The 20929-nt window shown below is 59.5% G+C and carries 24 protein-coding genes and 3 tRNA genes; 9 read left to right on the forward strand and 18 right to left on the reverse strand.

Annotated elements, in window-relative coordinates:
* Nucleotides 1-23: 23 nt before the first annotated feature.
* The 5 genes from clpP to F8N80_RS05060 form a co-directional block, all read right to left on the reverse strand.
* Complete coding sequence (gene clpP, locus F8N80_RS05040; RefSeq protein WP_150749058.1) at nucleotides 24-659, reverse strand: ATP-dependent Clp endopeptidase proteolytic subunit ClpP; 636 nt, start codon at nucleotides 657-659, stop codon at nucleotides 24-26.
* A gap of 92 nt (nucleotides 660-751) precedes the next feature.
* Entirely contained in the window at nucleotides 752-2062 is a 1311-nt protein-coding gene (tig, locus tag F8N80_RS05045; protein WP_150749059.1) for a trigger factor, read from the reverse strand.
* 400 nt (nucleotides 2063-2462) lie between these two features.
* Nucleotides 2463-2547: transfer RNA gene (locus F8N80_RS05050), tRNA-Leu, on the reverse strand.
* 56 nt (nucleotides 2548-2603) lie between these two features.
* Nucleotides 2604-2679, reverse strand: a tRNA-His gene (locus tag F8N80_RS05055).
* A 40-nt stretch (nucleotides 2680-2719) separates the two neighbouring features.
* Nucleotides 2720-2796 (reverse strand) — tRNA-Arg (locus tag F8N80_RS05060).
* Between the two features lie 279 nt (nucleotides 2797-3075).
* On the opposite strand from F8N80_RS05060, the gene folD reads away from it, so the two are divergent.
* Both folD and pbpG read left to right on the forward strand, forming a co-directional pair.
* The gene (folD, locus tag F8N80_RS05065; RefSeq protein ID WP_150749060.1) at nucleotides 3076-3930 is read left to right on the forward strand and encodes a bifunctional methylenetetrahydrofolate dehydrogenase/methenyltetrahydrofolate cyclohydrolase FolD; all 855 of its coding nucleotides are present in this window, start codon (nucleotides 3076-3078) and stop codon (nucleotides 3928-3930) included.
* A gap of 1018 nt (nucleotides 3931-4948) precedes the next feature.
* Nucleotides 4949-5887 (forward strand): D-alanyl-D-alanine endopeptidase, encoded by a 939-nt coding sequence (gene pbpG, locus F8N80_RS05070; protein ID WP_150748012.1) that lies wholly within the window; start codon nucleotides 4949-4951, stop codon nucleotides 5885-5887.
* A gap of 200 nt (nucleotides 5888-6087) precedes the next feature.
* Here pbpG and F8N80_RS05080 read toward each other — a convergent pair whose 3' ends face one another.
* The 3 genes from F8N80_RS05080 to F8N80_RS05090 form a co-directional block, all read right to left on the reverse strand.
* Nucleotides 6088-6303: a hypothetical protein gene (locus F8N80_RS05080; protein ID WP_150783346.1), complete on the reverse strand. Its 216-nt coding sequence runs from the start codon at nucleotides 6301-6303 to the stop codon at nucleotides 6088-6090.
* Nucleotides 6304-6320: 17 nt separating this feature from the next.
* Entirely contained in the window at nucleotides 6321-6527 is a 207-nt protein-coding gene (locus F8N80_RS05085; RefSeq protein ID WP_150748010.1) for a DUF6021 family protein, read from the reverse strand.
* A gap of 113 nt (nucleotides 6528-6640) precedes the next feature.
* A complete protein-coding gene (locus tag F8N80_RS05090; RefSeq protein WP_150748014.1) occupies nucleotides 6641-7312 on the reverse strand; it encodes a peptidase C39 family protein in 672 nt (223 codons plus the stop codon).
* Between the two features lie 222 nt (nucleotides 7313-7534).
* Here F8N80_RS05090 and F8N80_RS31110 point away from each other — a divergent pair, with 222 nt between their 5' ends.
* Nucleotides 7535-7705, forward strand: a complete 171-nt coding sequence (locus F8N80_RS31110) for a hypothetical protein (protein WP_191632857.1) — start codon at nucleotides 7535-7537, stop codon at nucleotides 7703-7705.
* A gap of 80 nt (nucleotides 7706-7785) precedes the next feature.
* Here the strand turns inward: F8N80_RS31110 and F8N80_RS05095 are convergent, their stop codons facing one another.
* Complete coding sequence (locus F8N80_RS05095) at nucleotides 7786-8535, reverse strand: TerC family protein (protein ID WP_150783347.1); 750 nt, start codon at nucleotides 8533-8535, stop codon at nucleotides 7786-7788.
* A 28-nt stretch (nucleotides 8536-8563) separates the two neighbouring features.
* The gene (locus F8N80_RS05100; protein ID WP_150783395.1) at nucleotides 8564-8806 is read right to left on the reverse strand and encodes a hypothetical protein; all 243 of its coding nucleotides are present in this window, start codon (nucleotides 8804-8806) and stop codon (nucleotides 8564-8566) included.
* 300 nt (nucleotides 8807-9106) lie between these two features.
* Between F8N80_RS05100 and nhaR the strand changes: the two genes are divergently transcribed.
* Complete coding sequence (nhaR, locus tag F8N80_RS05105) at nucleotides 9107-10006, forward strand: transcriptional activator NhaR (RefSeq protein WP_150783348.1); 900 nt, start codon at nucleotides 9107-9109, stop codon at nucleotides 10004-10006.
* Nucleotides 10007-10010: 4 nt separating this feature from the next.
* On the opposite strand, the gene F8N80_RS05110 is transcribed toward nhaR, so the two are convergent.
* Nucleotides 10011-11165 carry an MFS transporter gene (locus F8N80_RS05110; protein WP_150783349.1) on the reverse strand — a complete coding sequence of 385 codons (1155 nt, stop codon included), beginning with the start codon at nucleotides 11163-11165 and terminating at the stop codon, nucleotides 10011-10013.
* Between the two features lie 279 nt (nucleotides 11166-11444).
* Between F8N80_RS05110 and sstT the strand changes: the two genes are divergently transcribed.
* Nucleotides 11445-12677 (forward strand): serine/threonine transporter SstT, encoded by a 1233-nt coding sequence (gene sstT, locus F8N80_RS05115; protein WP_150783350.1) that lies wholly within the window; start codon nucleotides 11445-11447, stop codon nucleotides 12675-12677.
* Here sstT and F8N80_RS05120 read toward each other — a convergent pair.
* Both F8N80_RS05120 and F8N80_RS05125 read right to left on the reverse strand, forming a co-directional pair.
* Nucleotides 12625-12921, reverse strand: coding sequence for a hypothetical protein (locus F8N80_RS05120; RefSeq protein ID WP_150783351.1), 297 nt, complete (start codon nucleotides 12919-12921; stop codon nucleotides 12625-12627). The two genes, sstT and F8N80_RS05120, sit on opposite strands and share 53 nt — an antisense overlap.
* A 189-nt stretch (nucleotides 12922-13110) precedes the next feature.
* The gene (locus F8N80_RS05125; protein WP_150748004.1) at nucleotides 13111-13620 is read right to left on the reverse strand and encodes a DUF1993 domain-containing protein; all 510 of its coding nucleotides are present in this window, start codon (nucleotides 13618-13620) and stop codon (nucleotides 13111-13113) included.
* Nucleotides 13621-13759: 139 nt separating this feature from the next.
* Between F8N80_RS05125 and F8N80_RS05130 the strand changes: the two genes are divergently transcribed.
* Entirely contained in the window at nucleotides 13760-14407 is a 648-nt protein-coding gene (locus tag F8N80_RS05130; RefSeq protein WP_150748003.1) for a YceH family protein, read from the forward strand.
* Nucleotides 14408-14618: 211 nt separating this feature from the next.
* On the opposite strand, the gene F8N80_RS05135 is transcribed toward F8N80_RS05130, so the two are convergent.
* A complete protein-coding gene (locus F8N80_RS05135) occupies nucleotides 14619-15437 on the reverse strand; it encodes a shikimate 5-dehydrogenase (RefSeq protein WP_150783352.1) in 819 nt (272 codons plus the stop codon).
* Between the two features lie 244 nt (nucleotides 15438-15681).
* Here F8N80_RS05135 and F8N80_RS05140 point away from each other — a divergent pair, with 244 nt between their 5' ends.
* Both F8N80_RS05140 and F8N80_RS05145 read left to right on the forward strand, forming a co-directional pair.
* Nucleotides 15682-16047 carry a hypothetical protein gene (locus F8N80_RS05140; protein ID WP_150783353.1) on the forward strand — a complete coding sequence of 122 codons (366 nt, stop codon included), beginning with the start codon at nucleotides 15682-15684 and terminating at the stop codon, nucleotides 16045-16047.
* A gap of 120 nt (nucleotides 16048-16167) precedes the next feature.
* Nucleotides 16168-16350 carry a hypothetical protein gene (locus F8N80_RS05145; protein ID WP_150748000.1) on the forward strand — a complete coding sequence of 61 codons (183 nt, stop codon included), beginning with the start codon at nucleotides 16168-16170 and terminating at the stop codon, nucleotides 16348-16350.
* On the opposite strand, the gene F8N80_RS05150 is transcribed toward F8N80_RS05145, so the two are convergent.
* Together F8N80_RS05150 and F8N80_RS05155 are read right to left on the reverse strand one after the other, a co-directional pair.
* Nucleotides 16347-17408, reverse strand: a complete 1062-nt coding sequence (locus F8N80_RS05150) for an AI-2E family transporter (RefSeq protein ID WP_150747999.1) — start codon at nucleotides 17406-17408, stop codon at nucleotides 16347-16349. The genes F8N80_RS05145 and F8N80_RS05150 overlap by 4 nt on opposite strands.
* A 259-nt stretch (nucleotides 17409-17667) precedes the next feature.
* Nucleotides 17668-18531 (reverse strand): LysR substrate-binding domain-containing protein, encoded by an 864-nt coding sequence (locus F8N80_RS05155; protein ID WP_150783354.1) that lies wholly within the window; start codon nucleotides 18529-18531, stop codon nucleotides 17668-17670.
* 96 nt (nucleotides 18532-18627) lie between these two features.
* Between F8N80_RS05155 and F8N80_RS05160 the strand changes: the two genes are divergently transcribed.
* Nucleotides 18628-19539, forward strand: coding sequence for a DMT family transporter (locus tag F8N80_RS05160; RefSeq protein WP_150747997.1), 912 nt, complete (start codon nucleotides 18628-18630; stop codon nucleotides 19537-19539).
* A gap of 180 nt (nucleotides 19540-19719) precedes the next feature.
* On the opposite strand, the gene F8N80_RS05165 is transcribed toward F8N80_RS05160, so the two are convergent.
* Both F8N80_RS05165 and F8N80_RS05170 read right to left on the reverse strand, forming a co-directional pair.
* On the reverse strand, nucleotides 19720-19950 hold the full coding sequence (locus F8N80_RS05165) for a hypothetical protein (RefSeq protein ID WP_150747996.1): 231 nt from the start codon (nucleotides 19948-19950) through the stop codon (nucleotides 19720-19722).
* 89 nt (nucleotides 19951-20039) lie between these two features.
* Complete coding sequence (locus F8N80_RS05170; protein ID WP_150783355.1) at nucleotides 20040-20756, reverse strand: FadR/GntR family transcriptional regulator; 717 nt, start codon at nucleotides 20754-20756, stop codon at nucleotides 20040-20042.
* Nucleotides 20757-20929 lie beyond the last annotated feature (173 nt).

Raw genomic sequence — 20929 nt, forward strand, 5'->3', positions numbered from 1 at the left:
CCGACCCTATTTTGAGCTGCTTATTAAGCGGGGCGCTGGTCGATCACCTGATCGATCAACCCGTATTCACGCGCGGCTTCTGCACTCATGAAGTTGTCGCGGTTGGTGTCGCGCTCGATTTCTTCAAGCGTGTGTCCACTATGCTTGGCCATCAGCGTGTTGAGACGCTCACGAATGAAGAGGATTTCCTTGGCATGGATTTCGATATCCGACGCCTGGCCCTGGAAACCGCCCAGTGGCTGGTGAATCATCACACGCGAGTTCGGCAGGCAGTAACGCTTGCCGGGGGCACCGGCCGTCAGCAGAAACGCGCCCATGCTGCACGCCTGGCCGATACAGGTGGTCGACACGTTCGGCTTGATGAACTGCATGGTGTCGTAGATCGACATGCCCGCCGTCACCGAACCGCCCGGGGAGTTGATGTAGAGATGGATGTCCTTGTCCGGGTTTTCCGCTTCAAGGAACAGCAGCTGCGCACAGATCAGGTTGGCCATGTAGTCCTCTACCGGGCCAACCAGGAAGATCACTCGCTCCTTGAGCAGGCGCGAGTAAATGTCGTAGGCGCGCTCGCCACGAGCGGACTGCTCGACAACCATCGGGACCAGGCCGCCTGCGGCCTGGATATCAGAGTTCTGCTGAATATAAGAATTACGGAACATGCTCTGCAGTCGCTCCCAAATAGTTTTGTCTTGAATACGCATAAGCCAGCTCGAGAGCTGGCTTATGGTGTGTACTTCTAACGCAAAATCAATCAGTCGGCTTGTGGAGCTTCTACCGGCTTGACCGCTTCTTCGTAAGAGACCGATTTATCGGTCACGCTAGCTTTCTGCAGAACAGTATCCACAACTTGTTCTTCCAGCACAACCGAACGAACTTCGTTCAGCTGCTGGTCGTTCTTGTAGTACCAGGACACAACCTGCTCTGGCTCCTGGTAGGCCGAAGCCATTTCCTGGATCATTTCGCGAACGCGGGCTTCGTCAGGCTTGAGGTCGAATTGCTTGACCACTTCAGCCACGATCAGGCCCAGGACAACGCGGCGCTTGGCTTGTTCTTCGAACAGCTCGGCCGGCAGCTGGTCAGGCTTGATGTTGCCGCCGAACTGTTGAACAGCCTGCACGCGCAGACGGTCGACTTCGTTGGACAGCAGCGCCTTTGGCACTTCGATCGGGTTGGTTTCCAGCAGACCGTCCATGACCTGGTTCTTGACCTTGGACTTGATGGCCTGACGCAGTTCGCGCTCCATGTTCTTGCGAACTTCGGTGCGGAAGCCTTCCAGACCGGTTTCCTTGATGCCGAATTGTGCGAAGAACTCTTCGCTCAGCTCAGGCAGTTTCGGCTCGGAAACAGTGTTCACGGTCACGGTGAACTCAGCGGCTTTGCCAGCCAGCTCGAGGTTCTGATAGTCCTCGGGGAAGGTCAGGTTCAGCACGCGCTCTTCGCCAGCCTTGGCGCCAACCAGGCCGTCTTCGAAGCCAGGGATCATGCGGCCGGAACCCAGTACCAGCTGAGTGCCCTTGGCGGAACCGCCGGCAAACACTTCACCGTCGACCTTGCCGACGAAATCGATGTTCAGCTGGTCTTCGTTTTGAGCGGCGCGATCGGTCACTTCGAAACGGGTGTTCTGCTTGCGCAGCACGTCCAGCATCTTGTCCAGATCGGCATCGGCCACATCAGCGCTCAGGCGCTCGACAGCGATACCTTCGAAGCCGGCAACGGTGAACTCAGGGAACACTTCGAATACCGCGACGTACTCCAGGTCCTTGCCCGCTTCGATCGATTTAGGCTCGATCGAAGGCGCGCCAGCCGGGTTCAGCTTTTGCTCGACAACCGCTTCGTAGAACGAAGACTGGATCACGTCGCCTACCGCTTCCTGGCGCGCATCGGCACCGAAACGACGCTTGATTTCGCTCATTGGCACTTTGCCTGGACGGAAACCAGCGATCTTGGCCTTTTGGGCAGTCTGCTGCAGACGCTTGTTGACCTGAGTCTCGATGCGCTCAGCCGGCACGGTGATGCTCATGCGGCGCTCAAGAGCAGAAGTATTTTCAACAGAAACTTGCATGGATATTCCTCGTTGCACAGACGTTAGCCGGCCGTTTCCGACCCCAGAATCAAGGGCATGCATTCTAGTGGGTCAAACTCAAGAAGTCACCCTACTGAAAACGGGTAAAAAAGCAGCAGGCAATTTATAGGCGGGGACAAACGGTTATGCCTCGCCCTGTTAGCAAATACAGTCAATCGGGCCAAGGCTCTGCAGCAGCCCTTCTATATATAGGAAGATGCGGCCATGTACCCCTGACAGCGGGCGAATCGGCATCATCGAGAAACAAAAATGCGACGAGCCGACCTGCCCTCTCAACCCGGAACCCGCGGTTGCCTTGAAAATTCCGACCTGTAAAACAAAAACGGCGCAGCCCTTTTCAGGTGCTGCGCCGTTTTCTGCTATTAAATAGCGACTTGTATGGTGCGGACGGAGAGACTCGAACTCTCACACCTTGCGGCGCTGGAACCTAAATCCAGTGTGTCTACCAATTCCACCACATCCGCGTTTCAAGCTTTTAAAGCAAAGGCGCCAGATTGTTAATCTGGCGCCTTTCTAAATATGGGGTGGACGAAGGGGATCGAACCCTCGACAACGGGAGTCACAATCCCGTGCTCTACCAACTGAGCTACGCCCACCATATTGCCATGTTGCGTTACTTGTGCCAAAGCTGCCTAATGGCGCACCCGGCAGGACTCGAACCTGCGACCATCCGCTTAGAAGGCGGATGCTCTATCCAGCTGAGCTACGGGCGCCTTGTTAATCTGTATTCTTGGACGATTACAAACTAAGTGCTTTCAGTCTCGCCGAATCAAACATCAACTCCGCTCAACCTTCTTAACCAGTGCTAGGCTGTGCCCGACAAGTGCGACGAATGTTATAGGTGAGCCTGAAGGTCGTCAACTCTTTTTTAAAAAAAATTCATTTAATTAAAGGGGTTAGGGGAATTTGCAGACCAAGCGCCTTTGCCCTCACCTCATGACATGCGAGAATGCGCTCTCTTTTTTTCCCCTCTCGATGGTTAATCACGCGCAATGACTGCACAACTAATCGACGGCAAATCGATCGCCGCCAGCCTGCGCCAGCAGATCGCCCAACGCGTCACCGAGCGTCGCCTGCAAGGCCTGCGCACGCCCGGCCTCGCGGTGATCCTGGTCGGCAGCGATCCTGCCTCTCAGGTTTATGTCTCGCACAAGCGTAAAGACTGTGAAGAGGTCGGCTTCCTGTCCCAAGCTTATGACCTGCCTTCTGAAACCACTCAAGAAGCCCTGACCGATCTGATCGATCGTCTGAACGACGACCCGGCAATCGACGGCGTTCTGCTTCAGCTGCCTTTACCTGAACACCTGGACGCCTCCCGATTGCTGGAGCGCATCCGTCCGGACAAAGACGTCGACGGTTTCCACCCTTATAACGTCGGTCGCCTGGCCCAGCGTATTCCGCTGCTGCGTCCCTGCACCCCTAAAGGCATCATGACGTTGCTGGAAAGCACCGGTGCCGATCTTTACGGGATGGACGCGGTGATTGTCGGCGCCTCCAACATCGTTGGCCGCCCGATGGCGATGGAATTGTTGCTGGCCGGCTGCACCGTGACCGTCACCCACCGCTTCACCAAGGACCTGGCGGGCCACGTCGGTCGTGCAGACCTGGTCGTGGTTGCGGCTGGCAAGCCGGGGCTGGTGAAGGGCGAGTGGATCAAGCAAGGCGCGATCGTGATCGACGTCGGCATCAACCGCCAGGAAGACGGCAAGCTGGTCGGTGATGTGACCTACGAAACCGCCCTGCCCCGTGCTGGCTGGATCACGCCGGTTCCGGGTGGCGTTGGGCCGATGACGCGTGCGTGTCTGCTGGAAAATACGTTGTATGCGGCGGAAACGTTGCACGGCTGATCCTGGTTATGGGCGTCAGCGCCTTTTGTTGATCGTGTACATATCCGTTGCTGCGGTCACGGCTGAAATGCTTAAGTCGAGTACATATCCGTTGCTGCGGTCACGGCCGCTGACGGTTCCGCTCTTACAGCGGGTCACTTGGAAAAGCGCCAAGTAACCAAACGCTCTTGCCCCTTTCGTTCGGTGCCTCGCCTAGGCTCGGCATGCCCTCGCTCCGGTCCTGCTCCGTGGGCCCGCCGCCATCGGCCATCCATGGCCGGCGGCGGCTAACCCGGCATCCATGCCGGGTTGCCCACTGCGCAGAACCTCCACTCGGCCTCTCGAGGGGGCGGTGCCTCAAGATCAAAAGCTGCAGGCGAGCTAACGCTCGGCCTATTGAGTGGTGAAAAGCGAAAGCCGTATGCCGATCCATTAATGTGGGAGCGGGCTTGCTCGCGAAGCTGTTGATTTTGCCGTAGCTGTTGCCGTTGCTTTGGCTTTGGCTTTGGCTTTGGATTTTGATCTTGATCCACCCGCCCCTTCGGGAGGCTGAGTGGAGGTGTTCATCCGGGGAGTGGCGCGCAGCGCCGTTCGACGCAGTCGAACACGCTGCATGTAGGTCGTCGCGAAGCCAACCTGCGGGCAGTGTCCCCGGATGGACACCGGAGCGAAGGAACGCCGAGCCCTAGCGAGGGGCCGGACGCCGGGGCGAGCCTTTTTGGGTACTTTTTTGGCGTTTGAAAAAAGTGCCTCGCCGTAAGGGCGAAACCCTAAGTGGCCGTTACCGCAGCAACGGATATGTACCCCTACCCCCCTACCCCCCTACACCTTTTACGCCAAATGGCAGGGTCCTTTTCGCCCACAAAAAAAAACCCCGACCACCCGCCGGAAATTAGCTTTTTTTTCATGTTCCCAAGGACTTTGCCCCCATCCTTGAACAACCATCGACAGTTATTCAGCCATACTCCAGAATACCGCGCTTTTTTACGAAACAGCCCGTTACATAACGGCTTATCAACACTTCCATGAGTCTGCCAGCGTGAAAATCCGTCTTTCCCTCCTGAGCCTGTTTTTTGCTGTTACAGGGGCTTTCATCACGCCAATAACCAACGCTGCCGAAACCACCTCGGCGCCCCGGGATACGAAGCAACTGAAGATCGCGTCCGGCAGCGCCTTGCTGATGGATATGCAGACCAACAAGATCATCTATGCCAGCAATCCTGACGTGGTCGTCCCGATCGCTTCCGTCAGCAAGCTGATGACCGGGCTGGTCGTGGTCGAAGCCCGGCAGAACATGGATGAATACCTGTCCATCAACATCAGCGACACGCCGGAAATGAAAGGCGTGTTCTCCCGGGTCAAGCTCAAGAGCGAATTGCCGCGTCGGGAAATGCTGCTGATTGCCCTGATGTCTTCGGAAAACCGCGCCGCCGCCAGCCTCGCCCATCACTATCCGGGCGGCTATGTGGCGTTCATTGCCGCCATGAACGCCAAGGCCCGCGCGCTGGGCATGACCAGCACCCACTTCGTCGAGCCGACCGGCCTGTCCCCTCGTAACGTGTCCACCGCCCGCGACTTGAGCAAGCTGCTGGTGGCTGCACACAAGTATCCGTTACTGACCGAATTGAGCACCACCAAGGAAAAGACCGTCTCGTTCCGCAAACCCAACTATAGCCTGGGTTTTCGTAACACGGACCATTTGGTCAGAAAGCCGAACTGGGACATCAGACTGACGAAAACCGGTTTCACCAACGAGGCTGGACATTGTCTGGTGCTGGTTACCAGTATGGGTAATCGCCAGGTGGCGCTGGTCATTCTCGATGCCTTCGGCAAATACACCCACTTCGCCGATGCCAGCCGTATTCGCAACTGGGTCGAAACCGGCAAGGGGGCCGACGTCCCGTCGGTAGCGCTGCAGTACAAATCCGACAAAAACCTCAAGAGTCGGCAAAGTGGTGTGGTGGAAGCGTCGAAGTAAGACGAAACCTGCTGCTCCTACCCCCTGTAGGAGCGAGCGGTGCGACTTGCCCGCGAACCAGACGCTAAGGTCGTTCAGGCACTGCGCGTCATCGTTCTTCGCTGTAGGAGCGAGGCTTGCCCGCGAACCAGGCGCTGCGGTCGTTCAGGCACTGCGCGTCATCGTTCTTCGCGGGCAAGCCTCGCTCCTACAGTTAGCGGTTAATCATTGGGCAGTGGCATCTGGTCGTCGTCCGGGATGCCATCTCCTGCGCTCGGATCTCTGGGACCTTGCGGATGCCCCATTGGCGCCACCACAGGCCTGGCCAATGGATCCCGCAACGGGCTATTCGGATCCATCACCGGATCGATGTCCGCTTCGGGGGTGGTTGGAACGCTGTCCGGACGTTTGTCATTGAAACTCGAATCGGTAGACATACGCACCTCGTTGGGGCTCAGGGTTTCAGATTGGCGAGAGGATCGTAGGGCTTCGCCGGCGCCTTGTCGTCATCGCCCGGCTTCACGTCCCTTGGCGCCTTGGCCGGGCCGATGGGATCGATCTGTGGATCGGCGAGGTCCGGCGAATCGGGGTCGAAGTCCAGCTCATCGCCGGAGGAATGCTCTGACGAGTGCGGGCCATCGCCAGTACTGGAATGTGCCATCGGCGCCTCCTTGGATGTGTCCTGAAGAGAAGGACTGGCCCGGAAAAGTCCGGCCCCTGATATCTCAGAGGCCAATCGCGGGCGACAGTGCCCTGCAGATGACGAACGGAGCTCTACTGTGCAGACAGGGCCTTCTTCGCCCGGGTTGCCGCCTGCTCCTGGCCTGCCTGCGCCAGATCGCTCGCCGCCTTCAGCCAGCGCTGCCGATCGACGTTGGCCGCAAGCTGGTCCGGTTTCTGGATCAGCACCGCCCACCCCCCGGCGTCCTTGAACGCAGACTCAAATGAACTGAAGCTCATCAGCGTCCGGCGATTCATCCCGGCACGCAGCAGCACGGTCTGTTTCTCACGGTTGTACCCGGCAAGAATGGCGTAACGCGGCCCAGCCCAGAACGCCGAGCCTTCGGTGAAGCGCACCATCACCGGATAACCGGCCGCAACCTGGGCCAGCAGCGCAGGCAGGTTGGCGTCCAGGGGATAGACGAGCATGCCGTACTCGCGGGCGAGGTTCAGCATATTCTGCTGCAACTGGGCTTCGGCACCCGGCAAATGCAGGGGCTTGTCGAGCAGCCCCGGGGTAATCACGATGCCCTGCTGGGACAACAGGCTGGCCAGGACCTGGGGGCCGCTCTGATTGTCCTGCCCTCGGTAGAACGTACCGCTGAGCTCGACCCGTTCCGGCAGGCGCTTGATTTCGGGCGCAACGCTACCCGCGCAGCCAGCCATGGCAGTCAGCACGCCGACCATCAACGCGGCACAAAGAATTCGAGAAAATACCCGCACCATCATCGCTCACTTGTTCAGGCGCCAGGCGTACGCGCTCCCGGCTTGGCCGTCGATCATAGGACGCCAGGCCGCAACGGTATAGCCTTCACCGGCAGTTGGTTGCATTCGATAGAGCGAGCTCGTTGGTGACAGCCGACCATTGGTCAATAGCCTGAAACACGATAGCGGCTAGACTGTCATTGGCAGAGAGTGTGCCCGCAGCAGGGGCAAGGAGGAGCACTGATGAGCCTGACAATGACCGTAGTGATGCTGATCGCAGGCTGGCTGGCCGTGGCCGCCGCCATGTTGTGGGGCGTCTTGCGTATTACCCGCCGGCACCATCACCCCCCTGTGCAACCGGCGTCGCCGGCGGCCACCGATAAACCGGCTACCCGCCACGTCACCGCGCATTGACCGGCGCTTTTCAGTCGCATAAACCAAAAACGGCCGTCCGGATTCTTTCGAGTCCGGGCGGCCGTTTCGTTTAGTGCAGGTTAGGCTTGAGCGGCAATCCGCTTCTGCTTCGCCCGCCGGGACATCATGTTCAGGCCCTCGATCGTGGCCGAGAACGCCATCGCCGCGTAGACGTAGCCTTTCGGTACATGGGCGCCAAAGCCTTCGGCGATCAGGGTCATGCCGATCATGATCAGGAAGCCCAGCGCCAGCATCACCACGGTCGGGTTGTCGTTAATGAACCTGGCCAACGGGTCAGCCGCCAGCAACATCACCAGTACCGACACCACCACCGCAATGATCATGATCGGCAAATGCTCGGTCATGCCGACCGCGGTGATGATGCTGTCGATGGAGAACACCATGTCCAGCATCAGGATCTGACCGATCGCGGCCGCAAAGCCCAGGGTCACGGTCGAGGTCGCCGACTTCGGATCTTCCGGCGCCGGGTCCATGCTGTGATGGATTTCGGTGGTCGCCTTCCACAACAGGAACAGGCCACCGGCGATCAGGATCATGTCTTTCCAGGAGAACGCGTGGCCGAGGAGATCGATCACCGGCTCGGTCAACTGGACGATGAACGCGATGGTGCTCAACAGCGCCAGTCGCAGGATCAGCGCCATGCCGATACCGATGCGCCGCGCCTTCTGCCGATGCTGCTCGGGCAATTTATTGGTCAGGATCGAGATGAAGATCAGGTTATCGATGCCGAGCACGATTTCCATCACGATCAACGTGGCCAGGGCGACCCAGGCGGTGGGGCTTACAGCAAGTTCTAAAAGGTATTCCATGGGTCAGTCCTGACTCGTTTAAGACGGTTTAGATTTCCTGGGATGAAGACTCGGTGTCCCGTTTGTCTTCGTCCGATGATTCTTTCTTGCTGATCAGCCCGCCGGTGGCGTCGCTTATCGCTTGTTCGGCAGCTTTGTGCGTATCGTCGATCGCTTGTTTCGCGCTTTCGGCAGCCTTGCCCATCAGTTGCTGAGCGCTTTTCTCGGCCTGGTCGCAACCGGCCAATAGCAGTAACGACGTGATCAGCAACGCCGTGGTTTTGAAATTCATGATGTTTCCTCGATAGAACAGACAGAGCCGAAAAGGCCTCCCGTCGATAGCGGGACATTCTAAGGAGACAGACACTTCAGGAAAATTCGTATTTTTACCGGCTATACTTCGGTTTTTACGAATCCATAATCGAAATTCGAATAAATGGATGTGGGTGTGGACCTGTAGGAGCGAGGCTTGCCCGCGAAGAACGATAATGCGGTCTTCCTGAATGACCGCGTTATCGTTCTTCGCGGGCAAGTCGGATCGCCGCATCGCTCGCTCCTACAGGTGATGTGTATTAGGCGGGAAATAAACAGAATGATGAATTACCGACAGCTGCACTACTTCTGGGTGGTGGCCAAGACTGGCAGCATCGTGCGCGCCTGCGAGCAGTTGAATCTGACCCCGCAGACCATCAGCGGGCAGATCTCCCTGCTCGAACAAACCTATGGCATCGAGTTGTTTCGCCGGGTTGGCCGCCAGCTTGAGCTCACGGAGGCCGGGCGTCAGGCCCTGCCCTACGCCGAGCAAATGTTCCAGCTGGGCGGTGAACTGGAATTGATGTTGCGGGCGCAGCCCAACGAGCAGCAGATTCTGTTTCGGGTCGGCGTAGCGGACGTGGTGCCCAAATCCATCGTCTATCGGCTGATCGCGCCGACCATGGAGTTGAACGAACCGCTGCGCATCACCTGCCGTGAAGACAAGCTTGAGCGGCTGCTGGCCGACCTGGCGATCCAGCGCCTGGACCTGGTGATCTCCGACAGCCCGATGCCCTCGCACCTGGACATCAAGGGCTACAGCCAGAAGCTCGGCGAATGCGGGATCAGCTTCTTTGCCACCCCCTCACTGGCCGCGCAGTACGGCCAGGACTTTCCGCGCAGCCTGCATGGCGCACCGCTGCTGATTCCCGGGCCGGAAACCGTGGTGCGCAGTCGTTTGCAGCGCTGGTTTGCCGAGCAGCAGATCCAGCCACGCATAGTCGGCGAGTTTGACGACAGCGCCTTGATGCAGGCTTTCGGTCAATCCGGCAGCGGGATTTTCATCGGTCCGAGCGTGATTGCCGACGAGGTCAAACGACAATACGGCGTGGAGTCGATTGGCCAGACCAACGCGGTCACCGAGTCGTTCTACGCCATTTCCGTGGAACGCAAGGTCAAGCACCCCGGCATTGTCGCCATTACCGAAGGTGCGAGGCGCGCACTGTTCACCGAGCTGTGAAGCGTCAGGCGCAGACTTCCCGGGGTTTGAAGGTCATCAGCGCCATGGCCAACAGGATCGAGACCAGGATAAAAGCGGCCGCCACAAAACCCAGGCCTTGCAGGCCAACGCTGTCGATCACCCGGCCACCGACCATGGCGCCCAGGCCGATCCCGAGATTGGCGCCGGCAATGTTCAGCGACGCGGCAAAGGCCGGCGCTTCAGGTGCCGCCTTCATCAAACGCACGTGGCTGACCAGGAACATCGCCGCCTGGGTCACGCCCCAGATCGCCATCGCCGCCGCCAGCCCCAGCGGCGAGTGAATGTTCGGCACCAACGCCACCATGCCGGCAATCATGAACGCGCAAAACGTCACCGAAGCGATCAGCGGGTGACGATCCACCGCGCGGCCACCCAGCGAGTTGCCGATCAGCCCCATCGCGCCGAAGCCCATCAGGCACCAGCCGACCACTGTGCCGTTGAAACCGGCCAGGCGCTCAAGGATGTCCGCCAGGTAGGTGTAGGCGGTGAACATGCCGCTGAACACCAGGATCGACAGCAGTACATGGCCGATCATCAGCGGGCTGCGCAGGATCTTGAATTGCGAGCGAAAGCTCACTTGATGCTGATGCAGGTTGGTTGTCGGCAGGTAGATGAACAGCAGCAGCGCCTTGGCAAAGGCGATCACCGCCAGAATGCCGAAGGCACTGCGCCAACCGAACGCGTCGGAAATCAGCGTGCCCACCGGAATGCCGAACACCGTGGCGCAGACAATCCCGAAACCGATCTTGGCGATGGCGCGACCGGCGAAGTCCGGGCCGACGATATCCACCGCCGTCTCACTGGCCAGGGCCCAGAACACCGGCAAGCCGAGCGCGGGAATCAAGCGGGCGATGGCCATCACCCAGATGTTCGGGGCAAACGCCGCCAGGGTGTTGGCCAGGCCGAACATGATCAGCACCGAAATGAACAGCTTGCGTCGCTCGAACCTGGCGAAGTACGCGGTCAGGAACGGTCCGAAGGCGGCGACGGTAAAGGCGAACAAGGTCACCAGCAAACCCGCTTGCGGGATGCTGACGTCAAGGTCTCGGGCGATCGCCGGCAACAGGCCGACGATGACGAATTCCGTGGTCAGCACCGTGAAACCGGCGGCGGACAACAGAAGGATGGGTAACAGCATGCAGAACTCCAGGAAACGACGACACCAGCGACAGCCCGAAGGCTCGCTGGCAGAACATGAAAATGAGGATGGGCAATCTTAGCAGAGTGCTTCCGGGCGCGGTTGCACGAACCTGCTTTTCTCGTGTAACACGCGGGCGGCAGATCGTCACAGGTCTGAAGGATCAGGACGACGCTGTGATAAAGTCCGCGCCCCGCGATACGTACCCTGTTCATCTGCCAGCGATTGGCATTGATGTCGCGCTACCCCGCACCTAATAAAATCAGAGATGCCGTTTTTATGACCGCTTCAACCCCTTCGCTATTGCACCGTTTGAATCGCTTGAGCCTGGTCACGCAAATCATCATCGGCCTGATCGCCGGGATTGTCCTGGCGCTGGTTGCGCCTGACGTGGCGAAGTCCACCGCGTTCATCGGCAAAGTCTTCGTCTCGGCCCTGAAAGCCGTCGCACCGATCCTGGTGTTCGTGCTGGTCATGGCGTCGATCGCCAACCATAAGCACGGCCAGGAAACCCATATCCGGCCGATTCTGTTTCTGTACCTGCTGGGCACCTTCGCCGCCGCGGTGGTCGCGGTCGTTGCCAGCATGATGTTCCCGTCGAGCCTGGTGCTGTCCTCCCACGACGTCGCGGTGACTGCACCGGGCGGCATCAGCGAAGTACTGCAGAGCCTGTTGCTGAGCGTGGTCGATAATCCGGTCAGCGCCCTGATCAACGCCAATTTCATCGGCATTCTGGCCTGGGCGATCGGCATGGGCGTGGCCATTCGCCATGCCGGTGACACCACTCGCGAGGTACTCGGTGATCTGTCCAACGGCGTGACCCTGATCGTGCGCCTGGTGATTCGTTTTGCGCCGCTGGGGATTTTTGGCCTGGTGGCCTCGACCCTCGCCACGTCCGGCTTCGGTGCCCTGATCGGTTACCTGCATCTGCTGGCGGTATTGCTGGGTTGCATGCTGTTCGTGGCGCTGGTGATGAACCCGGCGATCGTGTTCTGGAAGTTGCGTCGCAACCCGTATCCGCTGGTGATCATGTGCCTTCGCGAAAGTGGCATCACCGCGTTTTTCACTCGCAGCTCGGCGGCGAACATTCCGGTCAACCTTGAGTTGAGCAAGCGCCTGGGCCTGCATGAAGACACCTACTCGGTCTCGATTCCGCTCGGTGCCACCATCAACATGGCGGGCGCAGCGATCACCATTACCGTGCTGACCCTGGCGGCCGTGCATACCCTGGGTATTGCGGTCGATATTCCGACCGCCATCCTGCTGAGCGTGGTCGCGGCGATCTGTGCCTGTGGCGCTTCGGGCGTGGCCGGCGGTTCGTTGTTGCTGATACCACTGGCGTGCAGTTTGTTTGGCATCCCGAGTGAAATCGCGATGCAGGTGGTGGCGGTCGGTTTCATTATCGGGGTGTTGCAGGATTCGGCGGAAACGGCGCTGAATTCGTCTACCGACGTGCTGTTCACGGCCGCCGCATGCCTGGGGGAAGAAGAGAAAGCACAACGCCTGGCATAACACGCAATGCCCTGTAGGAGCCAGGCTTGCCGGCGAAGGCGATTTTGAATACGCCTTCGCCGGCAAGCCTGGCTCCTACAGCGAAGGCGATCTTGAATACGCCTTCGCCGGCAAGCCTGGCTCCTACAGCGAAGGCGATCTTGAATACGCCTTCGCCGGCAAGCCTGGCTCCTACAGCGAAGGCGATCTTGAATACGCCTTCGCCGGCAAGCCTGGCTCCTACAGCGAAGGCGTCCTTGAACACGCCTTCGCCGGCAAGCCTGGCTCCTACAGCGAAGGCGATCTTGAATACGCCTTCGCCGGCAAGCCTGGCTCCTACAGCAAAGGCGATCTTGAATACGCCTTCGCCGGCAAGCCTGGCTCCTACAGCGAAGGCGATCTTGAATACGCCTTCGCCGGCAAGCCTGGCTCCTACAAAGGCGCACGGGGGGGGTTAGAACGCGCCCATGTAATCGCGTTTGCCCACTTCGACACCGTTATGACGCAACAAGGCGTAGGTGGTGGTGACGTGGAAGAAGAATTGCGGCAGACCGTAGCTCAGCAGGTAAGCCTGGCCGGTGAAGCGCTTTTCTTTTGGCGTGCCTGGACGCGTGACGATCTCGATGCCTTCCTTGCCGGCGATCTGCTCGGGCTTGATCTCGCCGATGTAGGCCAGGACCTTGGCGATCAGCGCTTGCAGTTCGGCGAAGGTGGTTTCGGTGTCGTCGTACTTCGGCACTTCGATCTCGGCCAGACGCGAGGAAACGCCCTTGGCGAAATCGACGGCGATCTGCACCTGGCGCACCAGCGGGAACATGTCCGGGTACAGGCGGGCTTGCAGCAATGCGTTCGGATCGATGTTTTTCGCGGTGGCGTGGGCTTCAGCCTTGCTCAGCACATCGCTCAGGGCGCTGAGCATTTGCTTGAAAACCGGAACGGAAGCGTCGTACAGGGAAATGGTCATGGCAGTCTCGTGTTGTGACAGGAGGTAAATGTGGGCCGATTATAGCCATGCGCGACGCTCCTGCGACTTGTCTTTTATCCAGCAAGGATTACGCTAGGCCGCTTCGACTGCATGCTTCGACTGCCTAGGGAAAAGCGCGATGAGCACTGAGCAAGAAACCACTATCGACGAGCCGCGCCTCAACAGCACGGAAATCCGCATTCTGGGTTCGCTGATCGAGAAACAGGCCACCAGCCCGGAAACCTATCCGCTGACCCTCAATGCCCTGGTGATCGCCTGCAACCAGAAAACCAGCCGCGAACCGGTGATGAACCTCACCCAGGGCCAGGTCGGCCAGAGCCTGCGCGCCCTTGAAGGCCGCGGTTTTACCAAACTGGTGATGGGCAGCCGGGCCGATCGCTGGGAGCACAGGGTCGACAAGGCGCTGGAACTGGTGCCGGCCCAGGTCATTCTGACCGGCTTGCTGTTCCTGCGCGGCCCGCAAACGGTCAATGAACTGCTGACCCGCAGCGGGCGCATGCATGAATTCGAAGACGCCGAGCAGGTGGTGCATCAGCTGGAACGGTTGATTGCCCGCGGCCTGGCGCTGCTGATTCCACGCCAGGCCGGGCAGCGTGAAGACCGCTACATGCACGCGCTGGGGGATCCGGCGGATATTGAGGTGATTCTGGCTGCGCGGAATAATCCGGTGGAACGTGGTGCCAGCAATGGCGTATCGCTGGAGCGGATCGAAGAACTCGAAGCGCGGATTGCGGCGCTGGAAGAGCGCCTGGCACGGCTCGAATAACCCGACAACAAAGATCAAAATGTGGGAGCGGGCTTGCTCGCGAATGCGGACTGACATTCAACATGGTGTCGACTGACATACCGCCTTCGCGAGCAAGCCCGCTCCCACAGGGGATCGGCGTCGCACACAAATTGTGTAATCGGCGCAGAACCCTGTAGGAGCGAGGCTTGCCCGCGATGGGGCCGGTACAGCCAACAGATAACTCGAAGGCTCAGCTGCGGGCAAACTCCACCGCTTTGTGAAACTGCTCCTCGGTCGGCCGCACGCCGGTGTACAGCACAAACTGCTCCAGCGCCTGGATCGCAATCACTTCCAGCCCGGTAATCACCCGCTTGCCTTCGGCACGACCGCGCACGATCAGCGGGGTTTCCGAGGGAATCGCCACCACATCGAACACAATCTGCGCAGCGGCAATGGTGTCGGCGTCGAACGCCAGTTGATCGGCTTCCGGCCCCCCGGTCATGCCGATCGGCGTGACATTGATCAGCATTTGCGGACGTCGCGCGCCGAGTTCAGCTTGCCACTCATAGCCCAGCGAATCGGCCAGGGCACGCCCGGCGCGCTCGTTACGGGCGACGATCAGACCATTTTTATAACCGCCATCGCGTAAAGCGCTGGCCACCGCCTTGGCCATACCACCGCTACCGCGCAGGGCGAAGATGGAGTCCTTGGGCACCTGGTGGGTTTCCAGCAGTTGAGCGATGGCGAGGTAATCGGTGTTGTAGGCCTTGAGATGGCCATTGCTGTTGACGAGGGTGTTGATCGATTGAATGGCCGCCGCCGACGCGTCCAGCTCATCGACCAGCGCAATGCAGGCCTCCTTGAACGGCATCGAAACGCCGCAGCCACGAATCCCCAGGGCGCGAATGCCAGCGATGGCACCTGGCAGGTCCTGACTGCTGAAGGCCTTGTAGTAAAAGTTCAGGCCCAATTGTTCGTACAGATGATTGTGGAATCGCAGGCCAAAGTTTCCAGGGCGCCCGGAGAGGGACATGCACAGCTGGGTGTCTTTGTTGGGGTTCATCTGCATGTGAATCTCCTTCAATAGCACTATCGGATGGACGGGATTAGCCATTCCACCCGGTCCGATCGATCATATTCGCGTACCTGCCGATGGCAGCGCACGACGGCAAGAAAGCCGGTACAGACCTTACACAAAATTTACCCAACGGCTGTGCTGATTTGCAAAAAAACGCTGTCTTAGAAGTATCCCCGCGACAATCCTTGGGTCTATTGCAGAGCCAGGCGCCGGGTCGAAGAGCCGAGGAATTATCATGATCCGTAAAATCACCACAGTGGCCTTGCTGATCGGTGCCTTTGCCATCGCAGGGCCAGCAGAGGCTGGCGGCGGTCACGGTTGGCAGGGTCCGGCGGTATTCGGTGCGATCGTCGGCTCGGCCATCGTCGGTTCGGCCATCATCAACAGCAACCGGCCGGTCTATGTGCAGCAGCCGGTTTACGTTCAGCCACAACCGGTGTACATGCAACAACCTCCTCCGGTTTATTACCAGCCGGCACCGGTCTACGTGCAACAACCGGTCTACTACGGCCCGCCACCGGTTTATTACGGTCCGCCCCGTGGCTACTACGGCCCCCCGCGCGGCTACTACGGCCATCCCCACGGTTATGGCCGCTGGTAACGCAGTGGATCGCAGACTGAACGCCAGACTCATTGGCATCAATGACGACTATCGAAAGCGTTGATTGTCCGTTCCGGCGGCGAGTCCGTAAGGTAGCTCCATAGATTGATGGAGGTACTTATGTCTCAGGTTCAGATCATGTCCGTTATCGGCAGCGCCGTTCCCGCACCGCTCAGAGCGCTGGGATTGCTCGCCTGTTGGTACCTGGTGCGGGACGGCGAACCGATCAGTGGGCCGCTGACTTCGTTGCCGGCCGCCCGGGCACTGTCGCAACGCATCGGCCAGGGTCAGCTCAGCGCCTAAGGCAACTGCACCCGTGGCTTGGTTTCGATGAAGATGGCCCAGCTGGACATGAACAGCGCGGCGATCAGCGGTCCGATAACGAAGCCATTGAGGCCGAAGATCGCCAGGCCGCCAAGGGTCGAGATCAGAATCAGATAGTCCGGCATCTTCGTATCCTTGCCCACCAGAATCGGTCGCAGCACGTTATCCACCAGGCCGATCACGAAGATCCCGAACAGGCCCAACACCACGCCCTGCCAGATCGCCCCGGTGAACAGGAAAAAGGCCGCCACCGGCGCCCAGACGATCCCCGCGCCTACCGCTGGCAACAGCGACAGGAATGCCATCAGCACCGCCCACAGCAACGCGCTCGGGATGTCCAGAAACCAGAAAATCAAACCACCCAATGCACCCTGCGTAATCGCCACCAGCAGGTTGCCCTTCACTGTCGCCCGCACCACGCGGTTGAACTTGAGTTGCAAACGACGTTTCTGGTGCTCCTGCAGCGGTACGGCAGCGCGAACCTTGCGTGCCAGTTCGGCACCGTCGCGCAGGAAGAAAAACAGCAGGTAGAGCATGATGAAAAAACTCACCAGAAAATCGAAAGTGCCCTGACCGAAACTGAACGCCTGGGCGGCGATAAATTCATTGCCTGTCACCGCACTCTTGATGATTTTCTCTCGCAGCCCCTCTAACTCGCCTACCCCGAACCGATCGAGCAAGTGCTGGAAGTACGGCGGCAGGCTGTGTTTGAAATGCGTCACGTACCCGGCGATGTCCAGCTCGCCGCTTTCGATGCTCTTGTAGACCGCGGCCCCTTCTTGAACCAGCAGGAAACCCAGGATGATCACCGGCAGAATCGCGATCACCAGGCAGATGCCCAGGGTCAGCAGCGCCGTCAGGTTGCGTTGCCAGCCGAACTTCAGTTGCAGTCGACGCTGCAGCGGGGCGAAGAGGATGCCAAGGATGACTGCCCAGAACACCGCAGCGTAGAACGGCAGCAAAATCCAGATGAAGGCGGCGGTGACCAGGCCCAACAGGATCACCAGTGATTTGTTTTGCAGAGTCTCTTCGTTCATGTCCGATCCATGTCAGTCAGCAGGGAAACAATGGCGCGTCCTGATGCTTAGTCCGCCACGGTTCGCGCGAGTGCCATCCGTTTGTTCATCAAGCATAGATCCGGATCAATGAGCCCTGCGGGCAGCGATTACCCTCGTATGTCGTGATGATCAAAAACGCACACCCCTGTGGGAGCGGGCTTGCCCGCGATGGGGTCGTCACATTCAACATCTATGCTGGCCGATACATCGCCATCGCGGGCAAGCCCGCTCCCAAGATTCAGGCGAACTCCTCGCGCAACATCGCCACAAACGCCTCTCGCGCCGGGTGAACCCCGGCGTTTTCATGCCAGTAAAACAGGTTGTCGATGGCCGTCAGGTCGGGGAATTCATAGCCCGCGCAACCGGCGCCTTTGGCGAATTGATCGAAAACGCCTTTAGGCACCAGCGCCACGCCGGCCCCAGCGCTGACGCAGCCGACGATCGCGCCGTAACTGGCCAGGCTGACGATCGGCAACGCCTGCCCCTGACGTAACAACCAATGCTCCAGTGCCGCCCGGTAAGGGCAGCCTTGTGGCCACATGAACACGGTCTTGTCCTGCAAATCGGCGATATCACGCACCGGCCCCAGGGACGTCGACGCAATCAGCAGCAACTCCTCGCGGTACATCGGCGTGCGCTTGAGTTGCGAGCGTTCGACATCTACGGCAACTATCGCGCCGTCAAGCCGATGGTTGAAGGTGTCATCGAGCAGCTGGCTCCAGGGGCCGGTGGTCAGTTCCAGCGCCACCTTCGGGAAACGCTTGTGGAATTTGGCCAGCAAGCGCGGCAAGCGCCCTGTGGCCGAGGACTCGATGGCACCGATGCGCAATGGACCGGACGGCTCCGCGGCGGGATCGAGCGCCCGCTTGGCCTCAGCCGTGAGCGCGAGAATCTTCGCGGCATAGGCGAGGAAGGTCTGTCCCGAGGGGCTGATTCGCAACCCTCGGCCCTCACGCAGAAACAGCGCGACACCCAGCTCCGCCTCCAGCGCCTTGATCCGTGCCGTGATATTCGACGGCACGCAATGCAACAGCTCGGCAGCGCGGGCAATGCTGCCGACGTCGGCGACGGTCTTGAACATGCGAATCTGCGCCAGCTCCATACATCACCAAAAGTGAACAGTTGACTCAGTATAAGTCAGTTGTGGCGAATGATCCGGATTCCGATACTCGGTGCATATGCCCCCAGGTGTCCGACCATGCCAGCGCTCACAGCTGTTTCCCCTTCCCCCGTCAAAATTGTCCTGGCGATGGTGTTTGTCATCGCCTGCTGGGGGTATTCCCCGACCGGTATTCACATCGGCTTGCAAGCCTATGATCCTGGCCACCTGGCATTGCTGCGGTTTTTGCTGGCATCGGTGTTCATGGGCGCAGTCGCGATGATCAGAGGCATCAGCCTGCCGAGCCTTCGCGATCTGCCGCTGTTGGTTGTCCTCGGTTTTTTTGCGGTGAGCCTGCATCACGTCGCGTTGAATTTCGGCCAGCAGGGTGTCAGCGCCGGCGCGTCCAGTGTGTTGGCGCAATCGACGCCCCTGTTCAGCACGCTCCTGGCGCGCTTCGTGTTCAAGGACCGGGTGACGGTCTGGCGCTGGGGCTGTGTCGTTCTGGGTTTGCTCGGCGTGGTGATTGTGGTCGCAGGCGACAACGGACTGGGCAGCATGGATAGCCACGGTTTGCTGATCCTGCTGGCGGCGCTGTCCTGGAGCTTTTACTTTGCGTTGCAGAAGTACCATGCCCGGCGCTACGACGGGTTGACGCTGGTGTGTTACACGGTTTGGTTCGGGACGTTGTTGCTGCTGGTTTATCTGCCGGGGTTGGCGAGCCAGGTGGCCGCGGCACCGGTTGATGTGCAGTGGGCGGTGATCGGATTGAGCGTGTTTCCGAGTGCTCTGGCGTATCTGGCCTGGGCGTATGTGTTGGCTCATGTGGATTTGAGCCGGGCGACGATGACGCTGTATCTGATTCCACCGACGGCCATGGGCATTGCGTCTTTTGCGTTGGCGGAGCAGCCCACATTGATGGTGGTTGTCGGTTCGGCGATTGTGCTGGTCAGTGTGCTGGCGTTGAATCTGGAGCGGCGGGTAGTGGTGATTCAAGGGGCCAGTGTTTGATCGCTAAGTAGTGGTGATGCATCTGACGCCTTCGCGGGCAAGCCTCGCTCCTACAGGGTTTGTGTTAATCCAAGTAATGCGGTCGACACAAACCCTGTAGGGGCGAGGCTTGCCCGAGAAGAACGATGACGCGGTTGACCCGCCGTAGACAAAAAACCCGGCACACTGGCCGGGTTCCGGTTATCGCCTGTCATCGGACAGCGGAGTGGGCTCATCCGCCGGAGGCACCTCTTCCCCCGCTGTCGGATCCATCCAGTCTTCAGGTCGATCAGTGTCCGAGCCGGTCGGGTCCCGGGTCGGGTCCATGCCGGGTGGTGCATCCTGGTCCATGTCGGGCTCATCGGTACCGGGCATGGGCCTGGTGGGGTCGGTATTGGGTGTTCCCCCCTGGAATGTTGATTCATTAGCCATGACGCACCTCACAGGTGAGGTCCAGCAAATCTGGGCCGTATTGGTTGGAAGCAATGCCATGACCGAGGTGCTGTCGAGTAGACAGACGGTTATCCGCGATCCGCCAGAAACCGGTCGCGGCTATTGGTCAGGTGCAGCCACATCGCTGCCCGCGCCGCATCCGGGTCCTGGCGCTTGATGGCGTTGAGTATCGCCTCGTGCTCAAGGTTGGCCAGCTGTCCGAGCTTGCTCAAATCCGCCGCGCCGCGTTCGGCGGCGTTGACCCGGGTCCGGGGAATCATCGCGCGGCCCAGCTGCTGCATGATTTCGCTGAAGCACAGATTGCCGGTGGCTTCGGCGATCAGCAGATGAAAGCGTTTGTCGGCTTCGACGCAGCTGTCGTTGTTGGCGAGCAGGTTTTGATAATCGTCCAGTGCTTCACGCATCTGCGCCACTTGCCGATCAGTGCGTCGGACAGCGGCCAGCGCAGCCGCCTGGGTTTCCAGGCCCATGCGCAATTCCAGAATGCCGCGCACCCCCAGCGCGGTGTCGACATTCAGTCGCAGCCCCTGGTCCGGCGCACGCTCCAGCACGAAGGTGCCGATGCCGTGGCGGGTTTCCACCAGCCCGGACGCCTGCAACTTCGAGATGGCCTCGCGCACCACGGTGCGACTGACCCCGTGCTCCTGAACAATGGTGTTCTCCGACGGCAGCTTGTCCCCGGGCAACATCTGACCGAGCAGGATGCCCTGGGTCAGCTTGGCGACCAGGTCATGGGCCAGATTGTGCGTGCGCTTGCGCGCAGGCGCGTCGAGGTCTTCGTGCATGGCGGTTATCCGAAAGCGGGGCTAAGGGGATCGTAGCACCCTGGTGAAGTGGAATCTTCAGAAAAAGCGCTTAACTTGTATGACAACACTCAACAACTTTATGAAAAAGCGCAAACACAGACCAAGTCAGCCGGAACAGCCAAATCATCATCGCCCCAGGCAAAATAGCCGTT

The sequence above is a fragment of the Pseudomonas fluorescens genome (genome assembly GCF_902497995.1).
Taxonomy (GTDB): Bacteria; Pseudomonadota; Gammaproteobacteria; order Pseudomonadales; family Pseudomonadaceae; genus Aquipseudomonas; species Aquipseudomonas fluorescens_BK.

Excerpts from the sequence above, each read along its gene's own strand:
- folD (WP_150749060.1), top strand. The coding sequence starts at position 3,076 with ATGACTGCACAACTAATCGACGGCAAATCGATCGCCGCCAGCCTGCGC.
- tig (WP_150749059.1), bottom strand. The coding sequence starts at position 2,062 with ATGCAAGTTTCTGTTGAAAATACTTCTGCTCTTGAGCGCCGCATGAGC.
- F8N80_RS05100 (WP_150783395.1), bottom strand. The coding sequence starts at position 8,806 with ATGAATTTCAAAACCACGGCGTTGCTGATCACGTCGTTACTGCTATTG.
- F8N80_RS05150 (WP_150747999.1), bottom strand. The coding sequence starts at position 17,408 with ATGAACGAAGAGACTCTGCAAAACAAATCACTGGTGATCCTGTTGGGC.
- F8N80_RS05145 (WP_150748000.1), top strand. The coding sequence starts at position 16,168 with ATGTCTCAGGTTCAGATCATGTCCGTTATCGGCAGCGCCGTTCCCGCA.
- F8N80_RS05130 (WP_150748003.1), top strand. The coding sequence starts at position 13,760 with ATGAGCACTGAGCAAGAAACCACTATCGACGAGCCGCGCCTCAACAGC.
- F8N80_RS05155 (WP_150783354.1), bottom strand. The coding sequence starts at position 18,531 with ATGGAGCTGGCGCAGATTCGCATGTTCAAGACCGTCGCCGACGTCGGC.
- F8N80_RS05135 (WP_150783352.1), bottom strand. The coding sequence starts at position 15,437 with ATGCAGATGAACCCCAACAAAGACACCCAGCTGTGCATGTCCCTCTCC.
- F8N80_RS05140 (WP_150783353.1), top strand. The coding sequence starts at position 15,682 with ATGATCCGTAAAATCACCACAGTGGCCTTGCTGATCGGTGCCTTTGCC.
- F8N80_RS05080 (WP_150783346.1), bottom strand. The coding sequence starts at position 6,303 with ATGTCTACCGATTCGAGTTTCAATGACAAACGTCCGGACAGCGTTCCA.
- F8N80_RS05165 (WP_150747996.1), bottom strand. The coding sequence starts at position 19,950 with ATGGCTAATGAATCAACATTCCAGGGGGGAACACCCAATACCGACCCC.
- F8N80_RS31110 (WP_191632857.1), top strand. The coding sequence starts at position 7,535 with ATGAGCCTGACAATGACCGTAGTGATGCTGATCGCAGGCTGGCTGGCC.
- F8N80_RS05160 (WP_150747997.1), top strand. The coding sequence starts at position 18,628 with ATGCCAGCGCTCACAGCTGTTTCCCCTTCCCCCGTCAAAATTGTCCTG.
- F8N80_RS05090 (WP_150748014.1), bottom strand. The coding sequence starts at position 7,312 with ATGGTGCGGGTATTTTCTCGAATTCTTTGTGCCGCGTTGATGGTCGGC.
- F8N80_RS05095 (WP_150783347.1), bottom strand. The coding sequence starts at position 8,535 with ATGGAATACCTTTTAGAACTTGCTGTAAGCCCCACCGCCTGGGTCGCC.
- F8N80_RS05125 (WP_150748004.1), bottom strand. The coding sequence starts at position 13,620 with ATGACCATTTCCCTGTACGACGCTTCCGTTCCGGTTTTCAAGCAAATG.
- nhaR (WP_150783348.1), top strand. The coding sequence starts at position 9,107 with ATGATGAATTACCGACAGCTGCACTACTTCTGGGTGGTGGCCAAGACT.
- F8N80_RS05170 (WP_150783355.1), bottom strand. The coding sequence starts at position 20,756 with ATGCACGAAGACCTCGACGCGCCTGCGCGCAAGCGCACGCACAATCTG.
- clpP (WP_150749058.1), bottom strand. The coding sequence starts at position 659 with ATGTTCCGTAATTCTTATATTCAGCAGAACTCTGATATCCAGGCCGCA.
- sstT (WP_150783350.1), top strand. The coding sequence starts at position 11,445 with ATGACCGCTTCAACCCCTTCGCTATTGCACCGTTTGAATCGCTTGAGC.
- F8N80_RS05085 (WP_150748010.1), bottom strand. The coding sequence starts at position 6,527 with ATGGCACATTCCAGTACTGGCGATGGCCCGCACTCGTCAGAGCATTCC.
- F8N80_RS05110 (WP_150783349.1), bottom strand. The coding sequence starts at position 11,165 with ATGCTGTTACCCATCCTTCTGTTGTCCGCCGCCGGTTTCACGGTGCTG.